15 protein-coding genes are annotated in these 17,924 nt (G+C 71.7%); 4 read left to right on the forward strand and 11 right to left on the reverse strand.

Going from position 1 to position 17,924, the window contains the following annotated elements:
* Positions 1 to 63: 63 nt before the first annotated feature.
* The 6 genes from BFF76_RS01255 to BFF76_RS01280 form a co-directional block, all read right to left on the reverse strand.
* Positions 64 to 870: a DUF1684 domain-containing protein gene (locus BFF76_RS01255; RefSeq protein WP_031099108.1), complete on the reverse strand. Its 807-nt coding sequence runs from the start codon at positions 868 to 870 to the stop codon at positions 64 to 66.
* A gap of 4 nt (positions 871 to 874) precedes the next feature.
* Positions 875 to 2,164 (reverse strand): NtaA/DmoA family FMN-dependent monooxygenase, encoded by a 1,290-nt coding sequence (locus BFF76_RS01260; protein WP_065846769.1) that lies wholly within the window; start codon positions 2,162 to 2,164, stop codon positions 875 to 877.
* Complete coding sequence (locus tag BFF76_RS01265) at positions 2,161 to 3,237, reverse strand: LLM class flavin-dependent oxidoreductase (RefSeq protein WP_065846772.1); 1,077 nt, start codon at positions 3,235 to 3,237, stop codon at positions 2,161 to 2,163. The genes BFF76_RS01260 and BFF76_RS01265 overlap by 4 nt, the downstream gene beginning before the upstream one ends.
* A 30-nt stretch (positions 3,238 to 3,267) precedes the next feature.
* Positions 3,268 to 4,020, reverse strand: coding sequence for an amino acid ABC transporter ATP-binding protein (locus tag BFF76_RS01270; protein WP_031099117.1), 753 nt, complete (start codon positions 4,018 to 4,020; stop codon positions 3,268 to 3,270).
* A gap of 113 nt (positions 4,021 to 4,133) precedes the next feature.
* The gene (locus BFF76_RS01275; RefSeq protein WP_065846773.1) at positions 4,134 to 5,975 is read right to left on the reverse strand and encodes an FAD/NAD(P)-binding protein; all 1,842 of its coding nucleotides are present in this window, start codon (positions 5,973 to 5,975) and stop codon (positions 4,134 to 4,136) included.
* Positions 5,972 to 6,838: an amino acid ABC transporter permease gene (locus tag BFF76_RS01280; RefSeq protein WP_065846775.1), complete on the reverse strand. Its 867-nt coding sequence runs from the start codon at positions 6,836 to 6,838 to the stop codon at positions 5,972 to 5,974. Before BFF76_RS01280 ends, BFF76_RS01275 begins: the two co-directional genes overlap by 4 nt.
* A 450-nt stretch (positions 6,839 to 7,288) precedes the next feature.
* On the opposite strand from BFF76_RS01280, the gene BFF76_RS01285 reads away from it, so the two are divergent.
* Positions 7,289 to 8,227 (forward strand): ABC transporter substrate-binding protein, encoded by a 939-nt coding sequence (locus BFF76_RS01285; protein ID WP_031099120.1) that lies wholly within the window; start codon positions 7,289 to 7,291, stop codon positions 8,225 to 8,227.
* A gap of 30 nt (positions 8,228 to 8,257) precedes the next feature.
* Here the strand turns inward: BFF76_RS01285 and BFF76_RS01290 are convergent, their stop codons facing one another.
* Positions 8,258 to 9,460 carry a DUF5685 family protein gene (locus tag BFF76_RS01290; RefSeq protein WP_199831612.1) on the reverse strand — a complete coding sequence of 401 codons (1,203 nt, stop codon included), beginning with the start codon at positions 9,458 to 9,460 and terminating at the stop codon, positions 8,258 to 8,260.
* A gap of 310 nt (positions 9,461 to 9,770) precedes the next feature.
* On the opposite strand from BFF76_RS01290, the gene BFF76_RS01295 reads away from it, so the two are divergent.
* The gene (locus BFF76_RS01295) at positions 9,771 to 10,211 is read left to right on the forward strand and encodes a cell division protein SepF (protein ID WP_031099123.1); all 441 of its coding nucleotides are present in this window, start codon (positions 9,771 to 9,773) and stop codon (positions 10,209 to 10,211) included.
* 22 nt (positions 10,212 to 10,233) lie between these two features.
* Here BFF76_RS01295 and BFF76_RS01300 read toward each other — a convergent pair whose 3' ends face one another.
* Together BFF76_RS01300 and BFF76_RS01305 are read right to left on the reverse strand one after the other, a co-directional pair.
* The gene (locus tag BFF76_RS01300) at positions 10,234 to 11,454 is read right to left on the reverse strand and encodes an acyl-CoA dehydrogenase family protein (protein WP_053930894.1); all 1,221 of its coding nucleotides are present in this window, start codon (positions 11,452 to 11,454) and stop codon (positions 10,234 to 10,236) included.
* A 92-nt stretch (positions 11,455 to 11,546) separates the two neighbouring features.
* The gene (locus tag BFF76_RS01305) at positions 11,547 to 13,283 is read right to left on the reverse strand and encodes an MFS transporter (protein WP_065846777.1); all 1,737 of its coding nucleotides are present in this window, start codon (positions 13,281 to 13,283) and stop codon (positions 11,547 to 11,549) included.
* A gap of 489 nt (positions 13,284 to 13,772) precedes the next feature.
* On the opposite strand from BFF76_RS01305, the gene BFF76_RS01310 reads away from it, so the two are divergent.
* Positions 13,773 to 14,801, forward strand: a complete 1,029-nt coding sequence (locus tag BFF76_RS01310) for a phosphatase PAP2 family protein (RefSeq protein WP_065846780.1) — start codon at positions 13,773 to 13,775, stop codon at positions 14,799 to 14,801.
* A 100-nt stretch (positions 14,802 to 14,901) separates the two neighbouring features.
* Here BFF76_RS01310 and BFF76_RS01315 read toward each other — a convergent pair whose 3' ends face one another.
* Together BFF76_RS01315 and BFF76_RS01320 are read right to left on the reverse strand one after the other, a co-directional pair.
* Complete coding sequence (locus tag BFF76_RS01315) at positions 14,902 to 15,117, reverse strand: I78 family peptidase inhibitor (RefSeq protein ID WP_031099135.1); 216 nt, start codon at positions 15,115 to 15,117, stop codon at positions 14,902 to 14,904.
* Positions 15,118 to 15,544: 427 nt separating this feature from the next.
* The gene (locus BFF76_RS01320) at positions 15,545 to 16,825 is read right to left on the reverse strand and encodes a glycosyltransferase family 4 protein (RefSeq protein ID WP_031099137.1); all 1,281 of its coding nucleotides are present in this window, start codon (positions 16,823 to 16,825) and stop codon (positions 15,545 to 15,547) included.
* A 299-nt stretch (positions 16,826 to 17,124) separates the two neighbouring features.
* Here BFF76_RS01320 and BFF76_RS01325 point away from each other — a divergent pair, with 299 nt between their 5' ends.
* A complete protein-coding gene (locus BFF76_RS01325) occupies positions 17,125 to 17,907 on the forward strand; it encodes a hypothetical protein (protein WP_053930890.1) in 783 nt (260 codons plus the stop codon).
* Positions 17,908 to 17,924: the final 17 nt, after the last annotated feature.

Below are 17,924 nucleotides of genomic sequence, written 5' to 3' on the forward strand. Positions count from 1 at the left end.
CAGGCCGGGTGGGGCGGGGCCCCAGCGGCCCCTCGCGGCCCCTCGCGGCCCCGGGGGGACGGGTCAGCCGTCGATACGGTTCCGCTCCCCCGCCGGGACGGCCACCGTGAGGGTGTTGCCGGGCGGCGGGAACGGGCAGATGAAGTGATCGGCGAACGCGCACGGCGGCAGCAGGGTGCGGTTGAAGTCGACCCGCACCCTGCCCTCCCCGTCGGGGGCCGGGGGCCGCAGGAAGCGGAAGCGGTAGCTGCTGTTCCCGCTGGTGGCGTCGGCGAAGACCGCCCAGAGCGAACCGTCGGGCTCGACCGCGACCTGGAGGGTGTGCTCGGCCCCGTCCACGGTGAAGGCGATCTCGCCCGAGAGTCCCAGCCCCCGCGCACGCCCGTCGGCGTTCTCGACGCGGACGGTCCGGTCGCTGCCGTACGGCCGAAAGGTCCCGTCCAGCGACCACGCCGGGTCGTACGGTGTGGCGTCGATGGTGCGGAACGCCTGGCGGGCCGGGGACCGCGGGTCGAAGTCCCGCACCGCCCAGAGGCCTTCACGGCTCAGCACGACCAGCCGTCGCTCGCCCTGCGCCACCCTGGACGCGTCGATGGGGCCCCGGTCGGCGCCGAGACGGACCTCGCCGGCGGCCGGCTTCGCGTCGACGGTCAGCCCGTCCCCGGGGGCGGCGCTGAGCACCACCTCGCCGCCCTCCTCGCGCCACAGCCCGGGTACGGCCGGAATTCGACCCTCCGGGTGGTCGGCGAGCCAGTGGGTGCCGGCGAGGGAGAGCGGTCCGTGGGGCGCCGCGACGGCGACGATGCGCCCCTCGTGCCAGCGCTGCCAGGCGTGGAACTCCTCGCTGTCCTGCTGTGCGTCCGTGCTCATGGCGTCAACCATTCCACACCGGCTCGGCCAGGCCGAGGTGCGACCTCAGCGTGGAGCCGGTGTATTCGGAGCGGAAGACTCCGCGTTCCTGGAGGAGCGGGACGACCCGGTCGACGAAGTCGTCGAGTCCGCCGGGGGTGAGGTGCGGTACGAGGATGAAGCCGTCGGCCGCGTCGGCGGCGACGGACTTCTCCAGTTCGGCGGCGACCGTCTCCGGTGAGCCGATGAAGGACTGCCGCGCCGTCGACTCGATGACCGTCTGACGGATGGACAGCCCCCCGGCCTCGGAGAGCTCCCGCCATCTCGCGGCCACGGCCGCCGGGTCCGCGACCCGGACCCTGCCCTGGACCAGGCTCGATCCGGGGTCCGGGTCGATGGCGGGAAGAGGCCCGTCGGGATCGTACGAGGAGAGGTCGCGGCCCCAGACCTGTTCGAGGGCGAGGATGGCGTTCTGCGGGGAGACCTGCTGCCGGCGGATCTCCGCGGCGTTCTCCCGGGCCTCGGCGTCCGTGTCGCCGATGACGACGGTGACCCCGGGCATGATCTTCAGGTCACCGGGCTGTCTGCCGTACTTGGCGAGGCGCGCCTTGACGTCCGCGTAGAAGGCCCGTCCGGCGTCCAGGGTGCCGTGCCGGGTGAAGATGACGTCGGCCGCGGAGGCGGCGAATTCCCGGCCCTCGTCGGAATCCCCGGCCTGTATGACGACGGGGTGCCCCTGGGGCGGGCGGGGGACGGTGAACTCGCCTGAGATCTCGAAGTGCTGCCCGGAGTGCTGGAACGGCCGCGAGATGCCGTCGGGGGTCCATGAGTCCCACAGCTTCCGGGCGGTGGAGACGAATTCGGCGGCTCGCGTGTACCGGTCGGCCCGGTCGAGAAAGCCGCCGCGGCGGAAGTTCTCGCCGGTGAAGGCGTCCGATGAGGTCACCACGTTCCAGGCGGCACGGCCCGCGCTGAGGTGGTCGAGGGTGGCGAGCCGGCGGGCGAGTTCGTACGGCTCGTTGAAGGTGGCGTTGACCGTGGCGGCGAGGCCGAGGCGCTCGGTCACGGCCGCCAGGGCGTTGAGGACGGTGAGGGACTCGGGCCGGCCCACCACGTCGAGGTCGTGGATGCGGCCGTCGTGCTCACGCAGCCGCAGCCCCTCCGCGAGGAAGAAGAAGTCGAACTTCCCGCGCTCCGCGGTCCTCGCCAGGTGTTCGAAGGAGGCGAAGTCGATCTGGCTCCGGGAGCGGGGGTCGGTCCACACGGTGGTGCTGTTGACGCCCGGGAAGTGGGCGGCGAGGTGCATCTGCTTCATGACGTCCCCTCCGAGGAGCTCACGCGTGTGTACCGGCCGGCCGGCCGGGCCAGGCCCAGGTGCTCGCGGAGTGTGCCGCCCGGGTAGAAGGTGCGGAACAGGCTGCGGTGCTGGAGCAGCGCCACGGTTCCGTTGACGATCCTCTCCAGGTCGCGCCGCGGTGCGATGGGGGTGAGGTGGAAACCGTCCGCGGCGCCTCCCCCGTGCCACCGGGTGATGAGTTCGGCGAGGTCCACGGGTCCGCCCCGGAAGTAGGTCCCGCGCCCCGCGAGCTGTGGGCCGCTCCTCAGCCCGGGTTCGGGCGCCGCCTCGGCGTCCCCGAGGTCGACAGTGAGGGCGACCAGCACTCGCAGACCGGCGGGGTCCCGACCGTGGGCCGCGGCGCTGCGGAGCAGTTCGTCGCGGAGCGAGGCGGCCTGTTCGGGCGTGGTGGCGCGGATGTGGACGACGTCGGCGTGCTGGGCGGCGGCCTCGCGGGCCGGGCCGGTCGTGCCGTCGATGACGGTGACGGGCCGGCCCTGTGGCGGCCGCGGCACGATGGCCGGGCCGCGGACGGAGAAGGTGCTGCCCTTGAAGTCGACGTAGTGCAGTTTGTCGCGGTCGATGAACCGGCCGGTGGCGACGTCCCGGATCTCCGCGTCGTCCTCCCAGCTGTCCCAGAGCCGTGCTCCGGCGTCTGCGGCCTCCCCCGCCTCCTGCCAGAGCGCGGCGGCGGGTGCGGCCGGGCGGCGTCCGAACAGCCGTGCCTCCGCCTCGGTCGCCGACACGTCGACGTGCCAGCCGGCCCGGCCCTTGCTGACCCAGTCGAGGGTGGCCACGGCGGACGAGACGTGGAAGGGCTCCGTGTGGGTGGTGGTGACGGTGGGCACGAGGCCGATCCGTGCGGTGGCCGGGGCGGCGCGGGCCATGACGGCGAGTGCGTCTGGGCCCGGGCGGGCGAACGAGTCGCTCAGGGTGACGAAGTCGAGTGTGCCCTCCTCTGCGAGGCGTGCCAGCGCGACGTGGGAGCCGGCGTCGTAACGCGGCGGGCCGCCGATCTCGGCGGCGAGGTGGAGTGGCCTGATGGCGGACATGTGACTGCTCCTGGGTGGCGGGGACACGGCTCAGAGGACCTTGGAGAGGAAGGCCCTGGTGCGTTCATGGGCCGGGCGGTCCAGTACGTCGGCGGGCGGCCCCTGCTCGATGATCCTTCCCTCGTCCATGAAGACGACGGTGTCGGCGACCTCACGGGCGAAGCCGATCTCGTGCGTGACGACGATCATGGTGGTGCCGCCGCGGGCGAGGTCCCTGATGACGTCGAGGACCTCGCCGACGAGTTCGGGGTCCAGGGCCGAGGTCGGCTCGTCGAAGAGCAGCAGTTTCGGCTCCAGGGCGAGGGCGCGGGCGATCGCGACGCGCTGCTGCTGGCCCCCGGAGAGGTGCCTGGGGTAGGCCCCGGCCTTGTCGGCCAGCCCGACACGGGCCAGAAGCCTCTCCGCCGCGGCGACGGCTTCCCGGCGGGGGCGGCCGAGGGCCGCGACCGGGGCCTCGATGATGTTGTCGAGGACGGTGAGGTGCGGGAAGAGGTTGAAGTTCTGGAAGACGAAACCGATCCGGGTCCGCCGGCGCAGGACCTCGCGCTCGCGCAGCTCGTACAGCGTGTCGCCGGATCTGCGGTAGCCCACCGGATCACCGTCGACGGCGATCCATCCCTGGTCCGCTTTCTCCAGGTGGTTGATGGTGCGCAGCAGGGTGGACTTGCCCGACCCGGAGGGGCCGAGCACGACGGCCACCTCTCCCGCGCGGACGGACAGGTCGATGCCGCGGAGCACCGCGAGCGGGCCGAAGCTCTTGTGCACGGACCGGATCTCGACCATGACGTCGGAATCGGTGACCTGCTCTGCGGGTGCGCTCATCGCACTGTCCTCCCGGCGTGGTTGCGGCATGGTGGGGGTTCCTTCTGCGACAGGGGTACGGAAGCGGGCCGTGCTCACGCGGTGAGGGGGTCCCGACAGGAGAGGTCCCGCAGGAGGGCTAGCGCCGTCCGGGCGGTGGCGTCGTTCTGCCTGAAGGCCGGGCCGCCGGTGCGCGGCCGGGTGAAGGCGCCACTGGAGCGCGCGGTGGTGAACGGGCCGAGGGCGAAGCGGCGCGGGTGGGGGCGGCCGTCGCGGTCCAGGATCCGGCCGTCCTCGGGGGCGACGGAGAGCAGCCCCGACTCGGTGCCTGCCGCGCCGTCCTCGTACAGGCCGCTGAGCAGCGGACTGCGGGTCCCGCGCAGCGAGGGGCCGGGCAGCCGGGCCTCGACCAGGGCGCGGGCTGCGGTGCGGGCACCGGGGACGGTGGCGCTGCGGGCCCGGAAGACACCCTGTTCCTCGTCGGCCTCGACGGTCATGCCGGCGCCGAGGAAGCGGACGACGCCGGCCTGCGAGAGCGCGAGGAGCTGGCGCAGTCTGGGCCCCGGCGGTCCGGAGGCGAGATAGCTGAAGAAGCCGTGCCATTCCTCTCCGGTGTCGCCGAGGCCGGTCAACTGCCCGTAGACGGAGAGCAGTCCGAGGAACACGGCGAGGTCGGGGCTGTGCCGGGGATCGTGCCGGCGTTCCAGGTCGGCGGTGATGTAGGCGCGAAGGCCGTCCTGGAGTGCGTCGTACGAGGCGTGGCGCACCCCGTCGAGCGGGTGGTCGAGGGCATCGAGGTCGAGCCGGTCGGCGGGGTCGGGGACGGCCGAGGCGACGAGGGCCGCGAGCTCGGGGCTGCCGGGCCCGGCTACGGCGTACTTCTCCTCGAAGTCGCCCCGGTCCATGGCGGTGCGTTCGGGGTGGGCGGTGAAGAGCCGGTGGTAGTGGGCGTGGCCCAGCTCCCTGGTGACCAGCGGCCACAGATCGCGCCGGAAGTCCACGGGGCCGGGGCGGTCGAGGACCTCGGCCACCTGGGCGGCACCGAAGTGGTGGGGCAGGGGCGGCCGTTCACCCTGCCAGGTGTAGCCGATCTTGGAGTGGTACGGGACGCCCCGCCGCGACCCGACGTACAGGACGGGCTCCCTGCCGGAGGGGATGTAGGTCCCGTTGCGGTGGTGCCCGCCGCGTCCCTCGGTGAGCAGCGCCATCAGGTCGATGAAGGCGAGACCGAAGCCGCGCACGAGGACGGGCTCCCCCGCCGGCAGGGCGCTCAGGTCGGTGTCGGCGGTGAAGCCGGGCGGCAGGTGGACCAGTCCGTGGCGTGCGGCGAAGGCCGACAACTCCTTTTGTACCGGGTTCGGTTCGGCGTCGAGGTGGCCGATGGTGAGGATGACGAGTTCGGCGGTGAGTGGCTCGGCCCGCCCCTGGATCCGGACCTGCTGCCGGCCGCCGGCCGGCCCGGTGAGGCGCAGCGCGTGGCCGGTGTGTTCGTGGACGGTGATGCCGGGCGGGAGGGCGGCGACCGCCTGCTCGTACACCCAGCGCAGATAGGCGCTCTGCAGCCTCCGGCTGGGGAAGTCCTGGCCGCCGAGGCCGCGTATCTCGTCCAGGACCGCGGGGTCGGTTGCGATGACGGTCCGTCCTTCGCGGACATCCGCGGCCCAGGTGTGCAGGGCGGGGCCCGGGCGGACCGGGCCGTCCAGCTGGACCGTGTCGTCGGTGAACATGGTGACGTCCTCGGCCATGGAGTTCATCCGGAGCAGCGGGGACTGGTCCTCGCGCCAGATCCGGCCGCCGCCCGGCGGGTACGGGTCGACGAGGTGGATGTCCAGCGGCCGGTCGCCCCACAGCTCGGCGGCGTTGGCGGCTATCCGTTCGATGACTCCGGTGCCGCGCGGCCCGCCGCCGATCACGACGAGCGCCGGTGCGGCGGTCACCGTGTGCCTGCCGTGCCGCGTGCGTAGTGGCGTTCGACGTAGTACTGGCCGATGGACAGGAGGGAGGTGACCGCCACGTACCAGAGCGTGGCGACCAGCAGCAGCGGGATGACCTCGTAGGTGCGGTGGTAGACGAGCTGCACGGAGTACAGCAGGTCCTGTACGGCGATGATGCTGACGATCGAGGTGCCCTTGAGCGTCCCGATCAGCATGTTTCCCGCGGGCGGGACGATGGAGCGCATCGCCTGCGGCAGCACGATCCGCCGAAACCGGCGCCAGGGCCGGAGGCCGAGCGACTGGGCCGCCTCCAGTTGTCCGCGTTCGACGGAGAGGATGCCCCCGCGAACCACTTCGGCGGCGTACGCGGCCTCGTGGAGCGTGAGCCCGATGACGGCGACGGCGACCGGACCGAGGAGGTTGACGGTGCTGACGCCCAGGATCTGCGGGTAGAGGGCGCCGATGTTGAACCAGAAGAGCAGCTGGACCAGGATCGGCGTGGACCTGAACAGCCAGATGTAGCCCCAGCCGACCGCCTGGAGCACGCGGTTGCCGGAGAGTCTGAAGACCGCGAGCAGGGTGCCGAGGGCGAAGCCGAGCACCATGACGAGGGCGGTGAGCCAGAGGGTGAGGCCGAGGCCCCGCAGTACCGAGCCGGTTGTGAGGTAGTCACCGACGACGTCCCACTGGAAGGCGTCGTTCCGGACGACGGAGACCAGGCCCCCCGCGAGGAGGAGCAGGACGGCAACGGCCGCCGTCCACTGCCCTGTTCGGCGTACGGGGACGATGCGCGGGGCGGGGCCCCCGGCGTGCTTGTCCGGTGGGGCGGGACGTGACGGGGCATGGATTTCTGTCTGCGCGGACATGCGAAGGCTCCGTGGATGCAGAGATCGAACACGGGGCGTGCCTTCGACGCGGAGCACAACGTGGACCGGGCCCCTCAGCGCCGGTCCGCTTCAGAGAAAAGCGTCACGCGGTGCTGTTGTCAAGCGTGTCCACAGTGTGAGCCGCACGTCTCACCACGGTTGACGCCCAACCGGATGCCTGTTCCACTTGGGCCATGTATTCGCAGCTGTGGCTGGTCACCCGCTCCCACATCGACTTCGGTCGTGTGTGGTCCTGTTCCTGTTGAGCTGACCCCCCTGCGTCTCCTTTCTTCCCGCTCGCGCCCTCACAGGCGCTCGAGCGGATTTCCCCGCGTTCCTTCGCGTACACAACGCCGCTCCGCCCTCCCCTCGTATCGCTGATCTCCTGCCGCGACGCTCCGTGCTGCCCAGGCACCGGAGCGCGGTCGACGAACCCGGAGAAACCCCGCCATGCCCCGAACCCGGCAGACCGCCGCCTTCGCACTCATCACCGTGGCCGCCCTCTCGCTCACCGCCTGCGGATCGGGTGACCCCGCAGCCTCGCCGGCCGGTGCGGGACCGGCGACCGGAGGGAAGATCCCCGCCACCGACGTGGTCTCGTCGGTGAAGAAGGACGAGGCGGCGGCGAAGCTGCTGCCCGCCGAAGTGCGCGCCTCGGGCACCCTTTCCCTGGCGTCCAGCGTCGGCGCGCCCCCCGGGGCGTTCTACCGGGAGGACGGGAGGACACTCGCCGGCGCGGACATCGACTTCGCGGACGCGGTGGCGAAGAAACTCGGGCTGAAGCTGAAGCGGGAGGTCGCCTCCTTCGAGGCGATCCTGCCGGCCCTCGGCAGCGGCAAGTACGACCTGGGCACCGGCAACTTCGGGGTGACGGACGAACGCCGCAGGACGATCGACTTCGTCACGTACATCAACGACGGGCAGGGCTTCGCCGTCCGTGACGACAGCGGCCTGAAGAAGGTCACCGACCTCACGCAGCTCTGCGGCCTCACCGTCGGCACCGGTGCCGGGACCACCTTCGAGGCGACCCTGGAGGAGAACAGGCACCGCTGCGCCGACACGGGCAGGAAGGCGTACGAGGTCAGGACGTACGCCGACCAGGCCGCCGTCTGGATCTCGCTCCAGCAGGGCCGCAGCGACGTCCTGATGAGCACGATCAACGGACTGCGGTACGCCGTGGCCCAGCAGGAAGGACTGCGCTTCCTCAGCGAGTTCAAGCGGCTCGACGTCGGCTTCGCCTTCAGGAAGGGCACCCCGCTGGCCCCCGCCTTCCGGGCCGCGGTCAACGCCCTCAAGGAGGACGGGACCTACGACCGCATCCTGAAGAAGTGGGGCACCGGGGAGTCGGCCATCGAGTCGTCGCAGATCTCTCCTCCGGAGATCAGGTGAGACCCGGGGCGACGACGGCCTGACGGGTGATCAGCAGTCGCACCCGCAGTCGCAGCCCTCGCAGCAGCTGCAGCAGTCGCCGCAGCAGCCGCAGCCCTCCCCGCAGCCCTCGCACCAGTCGCAGCAGTCGGCCTTGTGGCAGAGCCCCTCGCGCTCCTGGCCGCTCCACGGGTCGTTGAAGCTGCCGGCACAGCACATCTGGCAGGTGCAGGCGAGACCGGCCCAGACCAGGCAGCCGGCTATGAGGCCACGCCGGTTGCGGGGCGGCTCGGGCGGGAGCGGTGGGCCGGACGGACCGCCGGGAGACGGGGCGTACGGGTTGCCGGGCGCCGGCCCGAAAGCCCCCGAGGGCTGCCCTCCCGGCTGGTGCGAGCACGAGGCGGGTCCGAAGGCCCGGTCCACGGAACGCCGCAGCTCGTGCACCAGGAGAACATGCGCCAGCGTACCGTCGGTGAACTCCGCGTCCCGCATCGCGAGACGCACACCGTGCAGGGCGTCGTCGCACAGGCGGCGGGCCTCGGTGAGCGGTGTGCCGGTCGCCGTGAGGGGGTTCCACGCACCCGACGCGGCGTCAGCTTCCCGGTCCTCCACGGCATCCAGCAGATGCGCGAGCCGCCCGAAGAGCCGCCCCGCCTCGGCCAGCGGCCCTGCGTTCTGCGGCTTGCCGGCGAGTACGGCGGTGTGCGCGAAGGCCGCGGCCGTCGCGGTCTCGGTGGGTTCGGTGACCGTCAGCAGCGGGGTGCCGGGCCCCGCGAGGGACTCGATACCGGTCTGCCGGTCGACGGCGTCGACCAGGACCGCCGTGTCGAAGCCCAGCTCGGCCCCGGTGCGCGCCCCCGCCCTGTCCCAGCCCGCCGCGACCCGGCGGGCGGCGGCCGCGACAGGGCGGCGCCCCAACAGCCCGTCCCGGTCGGCCACGTGGTCGCGCACCTTGGCCGACGCCAGCACGAGTGAGACGGCGGCTGCCAGCCTGGCCCCCTCGCCCCGGGCGACCGGCGCGGTCCGCATCGACCGCAGCGGACAGGGGCCGGCGGTACGCCGCCGTACGTCGGTGCGATCCGCCTGAGCGTCCGTCAGGACCGAGACGATGAGGCCGTCGTAGTTCGTGACGACCCGGGCGAACTGTCCGTGGTCCGCGCGGAGAGCGAGACAGAGCCCGCAGAGATGAGCCATCCACTCCGTCTTGAGCCCTTCGGACAGCCGATGGGTGCATGGCCTGACGATTCCGAACACGACGATCCCCCGGGAGCCGTTTCACCTGACGAGTGGCGCTCGCGTAGCTGCGCGGCGTGCATCGTATCGAGCGATCCGTTCACCCGGACGACCCCCATGTCACCCGTACGGACGGGAGCATCATATTTTCCTTCCGCAAGCCCCCCTATGCAGTAGGAACCCTGACGAATCGCCACATGTTCTGCACCAGTAGCGTTACGAATCGCCCGTGCGGCGACTATCCCCTTGGCGCTGTATCCGCATCATGGACGACCATGGGGATAGGAAAGAGATACGGAAGACCAACGAACCGCGGTGAGAGGAGGCGTCCATGGGATCGGTGCGCAAGGCAAGCGCCTGGCTGGGCCTCGTGGAGGACAACGACGAGCGGTACTACGACGACGAGTACTCCGAGGATGCGGAGACCGGCACGAATCAGCCATGGGTGACCGACCCCCGGGTACGGGTCGCCTCCGACGAGGCCGAGGACAAGGGCCGCCGGATCGCCACCGTCACCCCGGACAGCTTCCGGGACGCGCGCGCGATCGGTGAGCTCTTCCGGGACGGTGTGCCGGTGATCGTCAACCTCACCGCGATGGACCCCGGCGACGCCAAGCGCGTCGTGGATTTCGCCGCGGGGCTGATCTTCGGGCTGCACGGCTCGATCGAACGTGTGGCGACCAGGGTCTTCCTGCTGTCCCCGGCCCACACCCAGGTGGTCAACGGCGAAGCCGCCGGCCGGCCGGCCGACGGCTTCTTCAACCAGAGCTGAGCAGGGCGCTCGCCGGAGCGTCCTACCGGAAAGCGTCCAGGCCGGTGAGCGCCTTGCCCAGCACCAGCTGATGCATCTCCACGGTGCCCTCGTAGGTGAGCACCGACTCCAGATTCGTCGCGTGACGCATCACCGGGTACTCCAGCGAGATCCCGTTGGCCCCGAGAATCGTCCGCGAGGTGCGGCAGATCTCGATCGCCTCCCGCACGTTGTTGAGCTTTCCGAAGCTGACCTGCTCCGGGCGGATCCTGCCCGCGTCCATCCGGCGGCCCAGATGGTGGGCGAGCAGGATGCCCTTGTGGAGCTCCAGGGCCATGTCCGCCAGCTTGGCCTGGGTGAGCTGGAATCCGCCGATGGGCCTGCCGAACTGCTCCCGGGACCTGGCGTAGTCCAGAGCCGACTCGAAGCTCGCCCGCGCCGCGCCCATGGCTCCCCAGACGATTCCGTAGCGGGCGTGGCTGAGGCAGCTGAGCGGGCCGCGGAGCCCAGTGGCGCCGGGCAGGACCGAGTCGGCGGGGAGCCGCACGCCGTCGAGGACCAGCTCGCTGGTGACCGAGGCGCGCAGCGACCACTTGTGCCTGATCTCGGGCGCGGAGAAGCCGGGGCTGTCGGTCGGCACGACGAAGCCGCGGATTCCCGAGCCGCCGCCCGCCTGATCGGTCTGGGCCCAGACGACGGCGACCCCGGCGACCGACCCGTTGGTGATCCACATCTTGCGGCCGGTGAGGACCCAGTCCTCACCGTCCCGCTCGGCGTACGTCCGCATCCCTGCGGGGTCCGAACCATGGTCCGGTTCGGTGAGGCCGAAGCAGCCGATGGTCTCGCCGGCCGCCATGCCGGGCAGCCACCGCTGCTTCTGTTCCTCGGAGCCGAAGCGGTGGATTGCGTACATGGCGAGGGAGCCCTGGACGGAGACCAGGGAGCGGATGCCGGAGTCGGCGGCCTCCAGCTCCAGACAGGCAAGGCCGTACTGGACGGCACTGGCCCCCGCGCAGCCGTACCCCTTCAGGGACATGCCCAGCGCTCCGAGCGAGCCCAGCTCCCGGGCCAGCTCGCGGATGCCGGGGAGCTCGCCGTTCTCGTACCACTCGGCGATGTGCGGCAGGACCCGGTCGGCGGCCCAGGTGCGCACGGTGTCGCGGATCGCGAGGTCCTCGGGGTCGAGGAGGTCGTCGATGCCGAGGGGGTCACCCGGATCGAACACCGGGGGCTTCGACGGCTTCGCGGACTCGGTGGTGGACATGAGGTGCCTCCGGCGGCTCGCGGGGGGTGCGGAAACGCGCCACGGTACTAAAACTAGCAGTGGTAGTTACGGCGCCGTGCCGACGTTACGGCTCAGCGTGCCGCCCGTCCAGAGCCCGTTGCCTCGGCGGGTTCACGCCGGGCGGGAAGGGCGGCGCCGCGCTCCCGGGCCTCCTGCGCCGGGGCCGGCCGGGCCTCCCTGCGAAGCCCGGAACCCGCGATTCCGGACCCCGTGGCCTGCTCCGGCACGACGGCCGCAGACTCCCGGCCGGCGTCCTTCACCTCGGGGCAGCAGTCCATGACGCGCGGCAGGCGCAGCGCCGCCAGTGCCCCGAGCAGCAGCAGCCCCGCACTGACCAGCAGCGTGAGGTGCAGACCGTCGACGAAGGCGTGCCGGGCCGTGTCCCGCAGCAGATCCCCCATGGGGCCGCCCAGCCGGCCGGCCACCTGGTAGGCCTCGCCCAGCGAATGCGACGCGGCCGAGCCGGCGGCGGCGGGCACGCCCTCCTCGTGGAGCCGGGAGAGCCCGGGGGCGTAGGCCGCGTTCATGACACTGCCGAGCAGCGCGATCCCCAGGCCCGCACCCAGCTGGTACGAGGTCTCGCCGATCGCGGCCGCGCCGCCGGCCCGCTCGGCGGGCACCTCGCTCAGCATCGATTCGTACGCCCCGAAGAGGGTGGACTGGAGCCCGAAGCCCAGCAGCACGAAGCCGGCGGTCAGCAGCACGGGCCGGTCGTGCTGGCCCATCAGGGTCAGCAGGAGCACCGAGGCCGCCGTGAGCACGAAGCCCCACCCGACCATCCGGCGCGGACCGACACGGCTCAGGGTGTACGAACCCGTGGCGCCGGCCGCCATGGCGGCGAAGGTCAGCGGAAGCAGCCGCAGGCCCGTCTCCAGCGGACTCAGGTCGAGCACCAGCTGGAGGTACTGGACCGCGATCAGCTCCAGGCCGACCAGGGCCAGCATGGCGAGCACGATGCAGCCGACCGCGGTGCTGAAGGCGGGCCGGGAGAACATCGCGATGTCGATCAGCGGGTACTTGCGCCGCTTCTGCCTGCGCACGAAGAGGGCGAGCAGCGCGGCTCCGGCGAGCAGCGGGACGAGGGTCGCGAGGTGCAGCAGCCCCTCGCCGCCGCCGGCCCGCTTGATCCCGAGGACGACTCCGAGCACCCCCGCCGCGGCCATCAGCGCGCCGAACACGTCCCAGGGCCCGTCGCTCTCGCCGCGGGACTCCGGCAGCAGCCACCGCCCGGCCGGGAGGATCAGCGCCATGAGCGGGATGTTGATCAGGAAGACCGAGCCCCACCAGTAGTGCTCGACGAGGAAGCCGCCGACGACCGGCCCGGCCGCGGCGCCGACCGCGGCGACCGCGGTCCACACGCCGATGGCCAGGGCGCGCTCACGGCGGTCGGGGAAGACCTGCCGGAGTATCGACAGCGTGGCCGGCATGATCATCGCGCCGCCCACACCGAGCAGGGCACGCGCCACGATCAGCACACCGGCCGAATCGGCCGTCGCGGCGAGCGCGGAAGCGGCGCCGAAGAGCGCGTAGCCGCAGAGGAGGACGCGCCGTCTGCCGATCCGGTCACCGAGCGTGCCGAAGAGGATCAGCAGTGAGGCGCAGACCAGCGGGTAGGCGTCCACGATCCACAGCAGGCCGACGGCGCTGGGCCTGAGGTCCTCGGTGACGGCGGGGACGGCGACGTGGAGCACGGTCGCGTCGAGTGCCACGAGCAGCAGGCTGAGACAGAGGACGACCAGGACGACCCAGCGGTTGGCACCGTCGGCCGCCGCGCGCAGCCTGCCCACGGCCGTGGACGTCCCGGTCATGTACGTACCTCCCACACTGAGTCCCTCGCGCTCGGCGGACCTCCGGGGATCCGGCTCACGGTGCCCCCGGGCCCGGCATCGACGGGCGAGTGAGCCGTCAGCGTACGCGAGTTCCAGGTGGTCACGAGTGGCGCAGATCATACGTTCACGGGGCACCGGGTGTGGCGTACACCACTTCGCGGTCCGCGTGCGGTCCGTACGCGGGGTGACGTCCGGACCACTTCGCGGGAGCCGCGGCGGTCCGGGCGTCAGGGGGCCGACGGCTCCCCCGAAAGACGCCACCGCTGCGCGGCGCAGCCGCATTGCGCCATTCCGTCGAGGCTCAAACATTTCTACGAATAGCGGCCGGACCGAATATCCGATGGGTCCAACCCATTCCCCGGCACACGGGGAATGGATGCGCGTCTGAGACAAAGTCCACATCACATCGTCATCACAAAAGGGCGGGATCGGCCGGATCACACACTCACTCGCTGTAACGTCCATTGCGTGCGTACCGACATCTTTGCCCGTCTGGACCGGGAGCCGGAACCGCCGAAGATAGAGACCCCGCGGATGAGCCGTCACCGCATCGCTCTCTTCGGCGGGACTTTGGCGTTCTATCTCGCCATCGTCCTCGCCGTGCTGGTCTCGTCCTGGCTGGTGACCCTCGACTGGAAGGTCATGCTGTTCCGGCCCTACCAGCAGTGGCCGGAACTCCACGCCTTCCTCGACTACTACGTCGTGCTCGGCCAGCGTGGCCCCACCGCCGTGATGGTCGCCGCCTGGCTCGGCTGGCGCTCCTGGCGCCAGCACACGCTGCGCCCGCTGCTCACGCTGGGTGCCTCCCTGCTGCTGCTCAACCTCTCGGTGGGCGCCGTCAAGCTCGGCCTGGGGCGGCTCGGCCCGCACTACGCCACCGAGATCGGGTCGGCGGAGCTCTTCGCCGGGGGCGATATATTTCCTTCGGGACACACCGCCAACGCCGTGGTGACCTGGGGAATCCTCGCCTACCTGGCCACCACCCCGCGCGCCAGGCGCTATCTGTCGGCCCTGTCCGCGTTCGTCTCCCTGGGCGTGGGGCTCACCACCGTCTACATCGGCACCCACTGGCTCAGCGACGTCCTGCTGGGCTGGGCGGCCGGTCTGCTGATCCTGCTGGCACTGCCCTGGTTCGAGCCGCTGATCACGCGTACCGAGGTCTTCGTCCTCTCGGTACGCGAGCAGTGGCGGGCCCGGCGCCGGCTCCGGGAGGCCGTTCCCGCGGCTCCCGCAGCACCGGAGCCGGCCCTGCTGCCCCAGGTGCTGGGGGCGGGTCCCGAGGACACCCGGGGGGCCGCGGACAGAGGACCGGCACCCGGGACGACGGGACCCGCGGGTCATCCGGGTGCGGCCGCCAGGGCGCGGGCGCACCCCACGCGTGCGGATCGCACGCCGCTGACGCCGGGCGGCTCGCGCCGGCCGCCGCACGCCGACCGCTCACCGCGCAACAGCGCGGGTCCGTCCCGCCCGGTGGCGGGCGGTCCGGTCGCCCCCTGACCGAGCCCGCCCCTGACCTGCGGGGACGGATCGCACCACCGCTCCCACGCACAGCGAAGGCCCCGACTCCCGTCGGGGCCTTCGCTCGTGGGGACCGGGTTCAGCCGACCCAGCAGCGGGTCACGGTCGAGGCGTCCACCTCGAAGTTGATACGGCCGCCACGGAACTCCATGGTGATGACGGTGCCGGGCGGGAGAGCCCGGACCGTGCTCCAGCCACGGGCTCTGGCCTGGCGTTCGGCGGCATCGGCGTCGAGGCCGACGTACGACTCGGTGACGTCGTCCGGCTGGGCGGAAGGGGTCGGTACAGGTGCCATACCCCTCACCGTAGGCCGCCCGGCGCCCCGGCGGAAGCCGTGGTGCCCACGGGTCCCGCGCATCTCCGTGTACCCCGGCGGTCACGCTTGTGTCACAGGATCCCCACGGGCGTTTACAGCGGACACTTCACCCGATCGGCAGCCGGGCGGCACGCGAACCGAATTGTGTGACGTTCGCCTAAAGTCATCCGCAGGGCCGCCGGACGAAATTGTGTGAGGGCGCGACTGCGTGCGATCCGCTTTTCCGTGCATCCCGCGAAGGGGAATCCACGGGCACGCCACCTGGAATTCATCTGCCCTTATGCGGGCCTTGCTTTCAGCCGTCCGCCGCCCGCAGGCCCCGGCCCGGGAGGCCCCGGACCGCCACGCCATCCGGAATGCAACGGTCCGGGATACGGTGCCCGGACAGCGGCCCGGGCACCCCGCCTCAGGCCTGCTTCCGGCGGATCACCCCCGCGGCCTTGTCACGCAGCGCATACGCCCCGTCCAGCACCCCGCCCCGGGAACGGTGTAAAGCGGTACGCAGCACGCCCCGTGAACCCCCTCCTTGGCCCCTCGCGGCCAGCTCGGTGAAGAGCCTCTCGTGCCGCTCCGCGATCGGCGCCGGATCGAACCGCGCGGCGGAGATCAAGGCGGCCCGGCCCATCCGGTGCCGCAGGGCGTCGTCGTCGATCAGACCGAGCAGGGCCTTGGCGAAGGCACCGGTGTCCCCCAGCGGCACCAGCCGCCCGTCCGTCCCGTCGTCGATGATCTCGGCGGGCCCGTGCGGGCAGTCGGTCGCCACGACCGGCACCCCGCAGCGCATCGCCTCCACGATGGTCATGCCGAACGACTCCCGCTCGGAGGTGACGGCGGCGATGGAGCTCTTGGGCCACTCCGCCTCCATCGGGTCGACGGACCCCATGAGGAACACCCGTTCCCGGAGTCCGAGCTCGTCGACGAGCGCGCCCAGGGACTGCCGCTCGTTCCCGGACGCGTCCCCGGCGCCGTAGATCCTCAGCCGCCATTCCGGGCGCACCGCCGCGATCTCGGCGAAGGCCCGGATCAGTACGTCGTAGCGCTTGACCCGGTGCAGCCGGCCCGCCGCCACGATCCACCTGGCGTCGCCGTCGGCGGGCGGACCGGCCGGCTCGGGCACGCTGTTCGGGATGGCCTCGATCCGTACGCCGGGCAGCCGCAGCCTGGTGCGGTAGTCCCGGGCGTCGGCCTCGGTGACGGTGGTGACCGCGTCGAGCAGCCCGTACCGGTGGCTTATCTCACGGCGCAGCCGGTAGCCGTGGCTCTCGAGGGTGAGGTGCTCCTGGCCGACACGCACCGGTCCGCGCCGCGCCTGCCGGCTGATGTGGACGTTGAGGCCGGGCCGCGTACCGACGACGACATCGGCGTCCAGCGCGCCCAGGCACGACTCGATACGGCTGTCGGTGAGCCTGCTGTACTGGTGGTGCCTGGTGTCGCCGCGCGGGAACACGGACGCGGGCCTGGCGTGGTCGGCCGCCGCACCCTCGTATCCCGGACTCGACTTGCGCAGATCGACGAGGTGGCTCATCCGTACACCGGCGGGTGCGCCCAGCTTCGGTTCGTCACGGTGCCGGAAGACGGAGACGATCTCGACGTCGTGCTGCTCGGCCAGGGTCCCGGCGAGCGTGAAGGTGGTACGGATCGTTCCCCCGATGCCGTACGCGTTGTGGAGCAGAAATGAAATGTGCATTACGTAGTCGTTTCCCCTGTTCGACTGGTCTGCAACGGACCTTACGTTGCGTCAGGAGACGGCACAGCATTCGCACACGAGTCGTACAAACCCGTGACGTTTCGAACGAACTCCCGTGCATTGGAGGCCCTTACGCGGAATGCTCGGCTCCGATTCAGCGGTGCGTTCCTCAGGTCCATCGGCGCGCCGGCTCCGGCGCTTAATCTCCCGTTCGCGCGTGACCCCGGCCCCGGGTCTTCCGTTGTCTCTTCATGAGCCGGGAACCGCCCGGCCCACGCACCGAGTTCGAGGAGCCACCCGTGCCGCGCATGCTCGACGTCAGCGAGGACGTACGCGCCGAGATCGGCGATGCCGAAGCCGACCGGCTGCTCGTCGGCGACAGTGCCCCAGGCAGTTACGACTGCACCTCATGCCGCACGCCCGGCGACTCCGACCACGAGCGCACCAGCACGGTGCTGTTCGTGGGCGACGAGACCGCCGTGCTCGCCTTCGCCCATGCGACCTGCATCCCCTCGCAGGTCGTACAGATCGCGGAGGACCAGCTCCAGGGCGCCGTGCGGTCCATCACCGGCAGCGAGCAGAAGAATCCGGAGGGCCTCATGCCCGAACAGGCCGTCCTCGGCATCACCAGCGGTCTCGTCCTGATCGAGGACGACCTCCGACCGGCCCTGGTCGTCGAGCCGACGGGGCCGATCGCCCGGCCCGGCACCGACGGCAGCGGCGGCGACCAGTTCCTCCAGCTCCTGCTGGAGCAGGGCTTCCTGCCCACGCCGCACCTGAACCGGCTGCCGGGCGTCCTCCCCGGCTGGTCGGTCCTCCTGGCCATGGGCCAGCTGCACGCCGTGCTGCAGCCGGGCGCCGGCGGCGGCAGCCCGGTCGCCTGGTGGCAGGCCCACCAGCCGCTCCAGGTCACCGAGGGCTGGCGGACGGCCGCCAACAAGTCGCAGAGCGTGCTGGTCTTCGCCGCGCCCGCCGGTTCCATCGGCCAGCAGCCGCGCGAGGACCTGCTCCGCGACGCGCTGGACAAGGCCGCGGTCAACGGCCTCCTGGTCGCCGCGACGATGCCGCTCGCCGGGACCTGACCGTGCCGGTCCTGCCC

It is taken from the genome of Streptomyces mutomycini, from assembly GCF_001700505.1.
In the GTDB taxonomy this organism is placed as follows: domain Bacteria; phylum Actinomycetota; class Actinomycetes; order Streptomycetales; family Streptomycetaceae; genus Streptomyces; species Streptomyces mutomycini.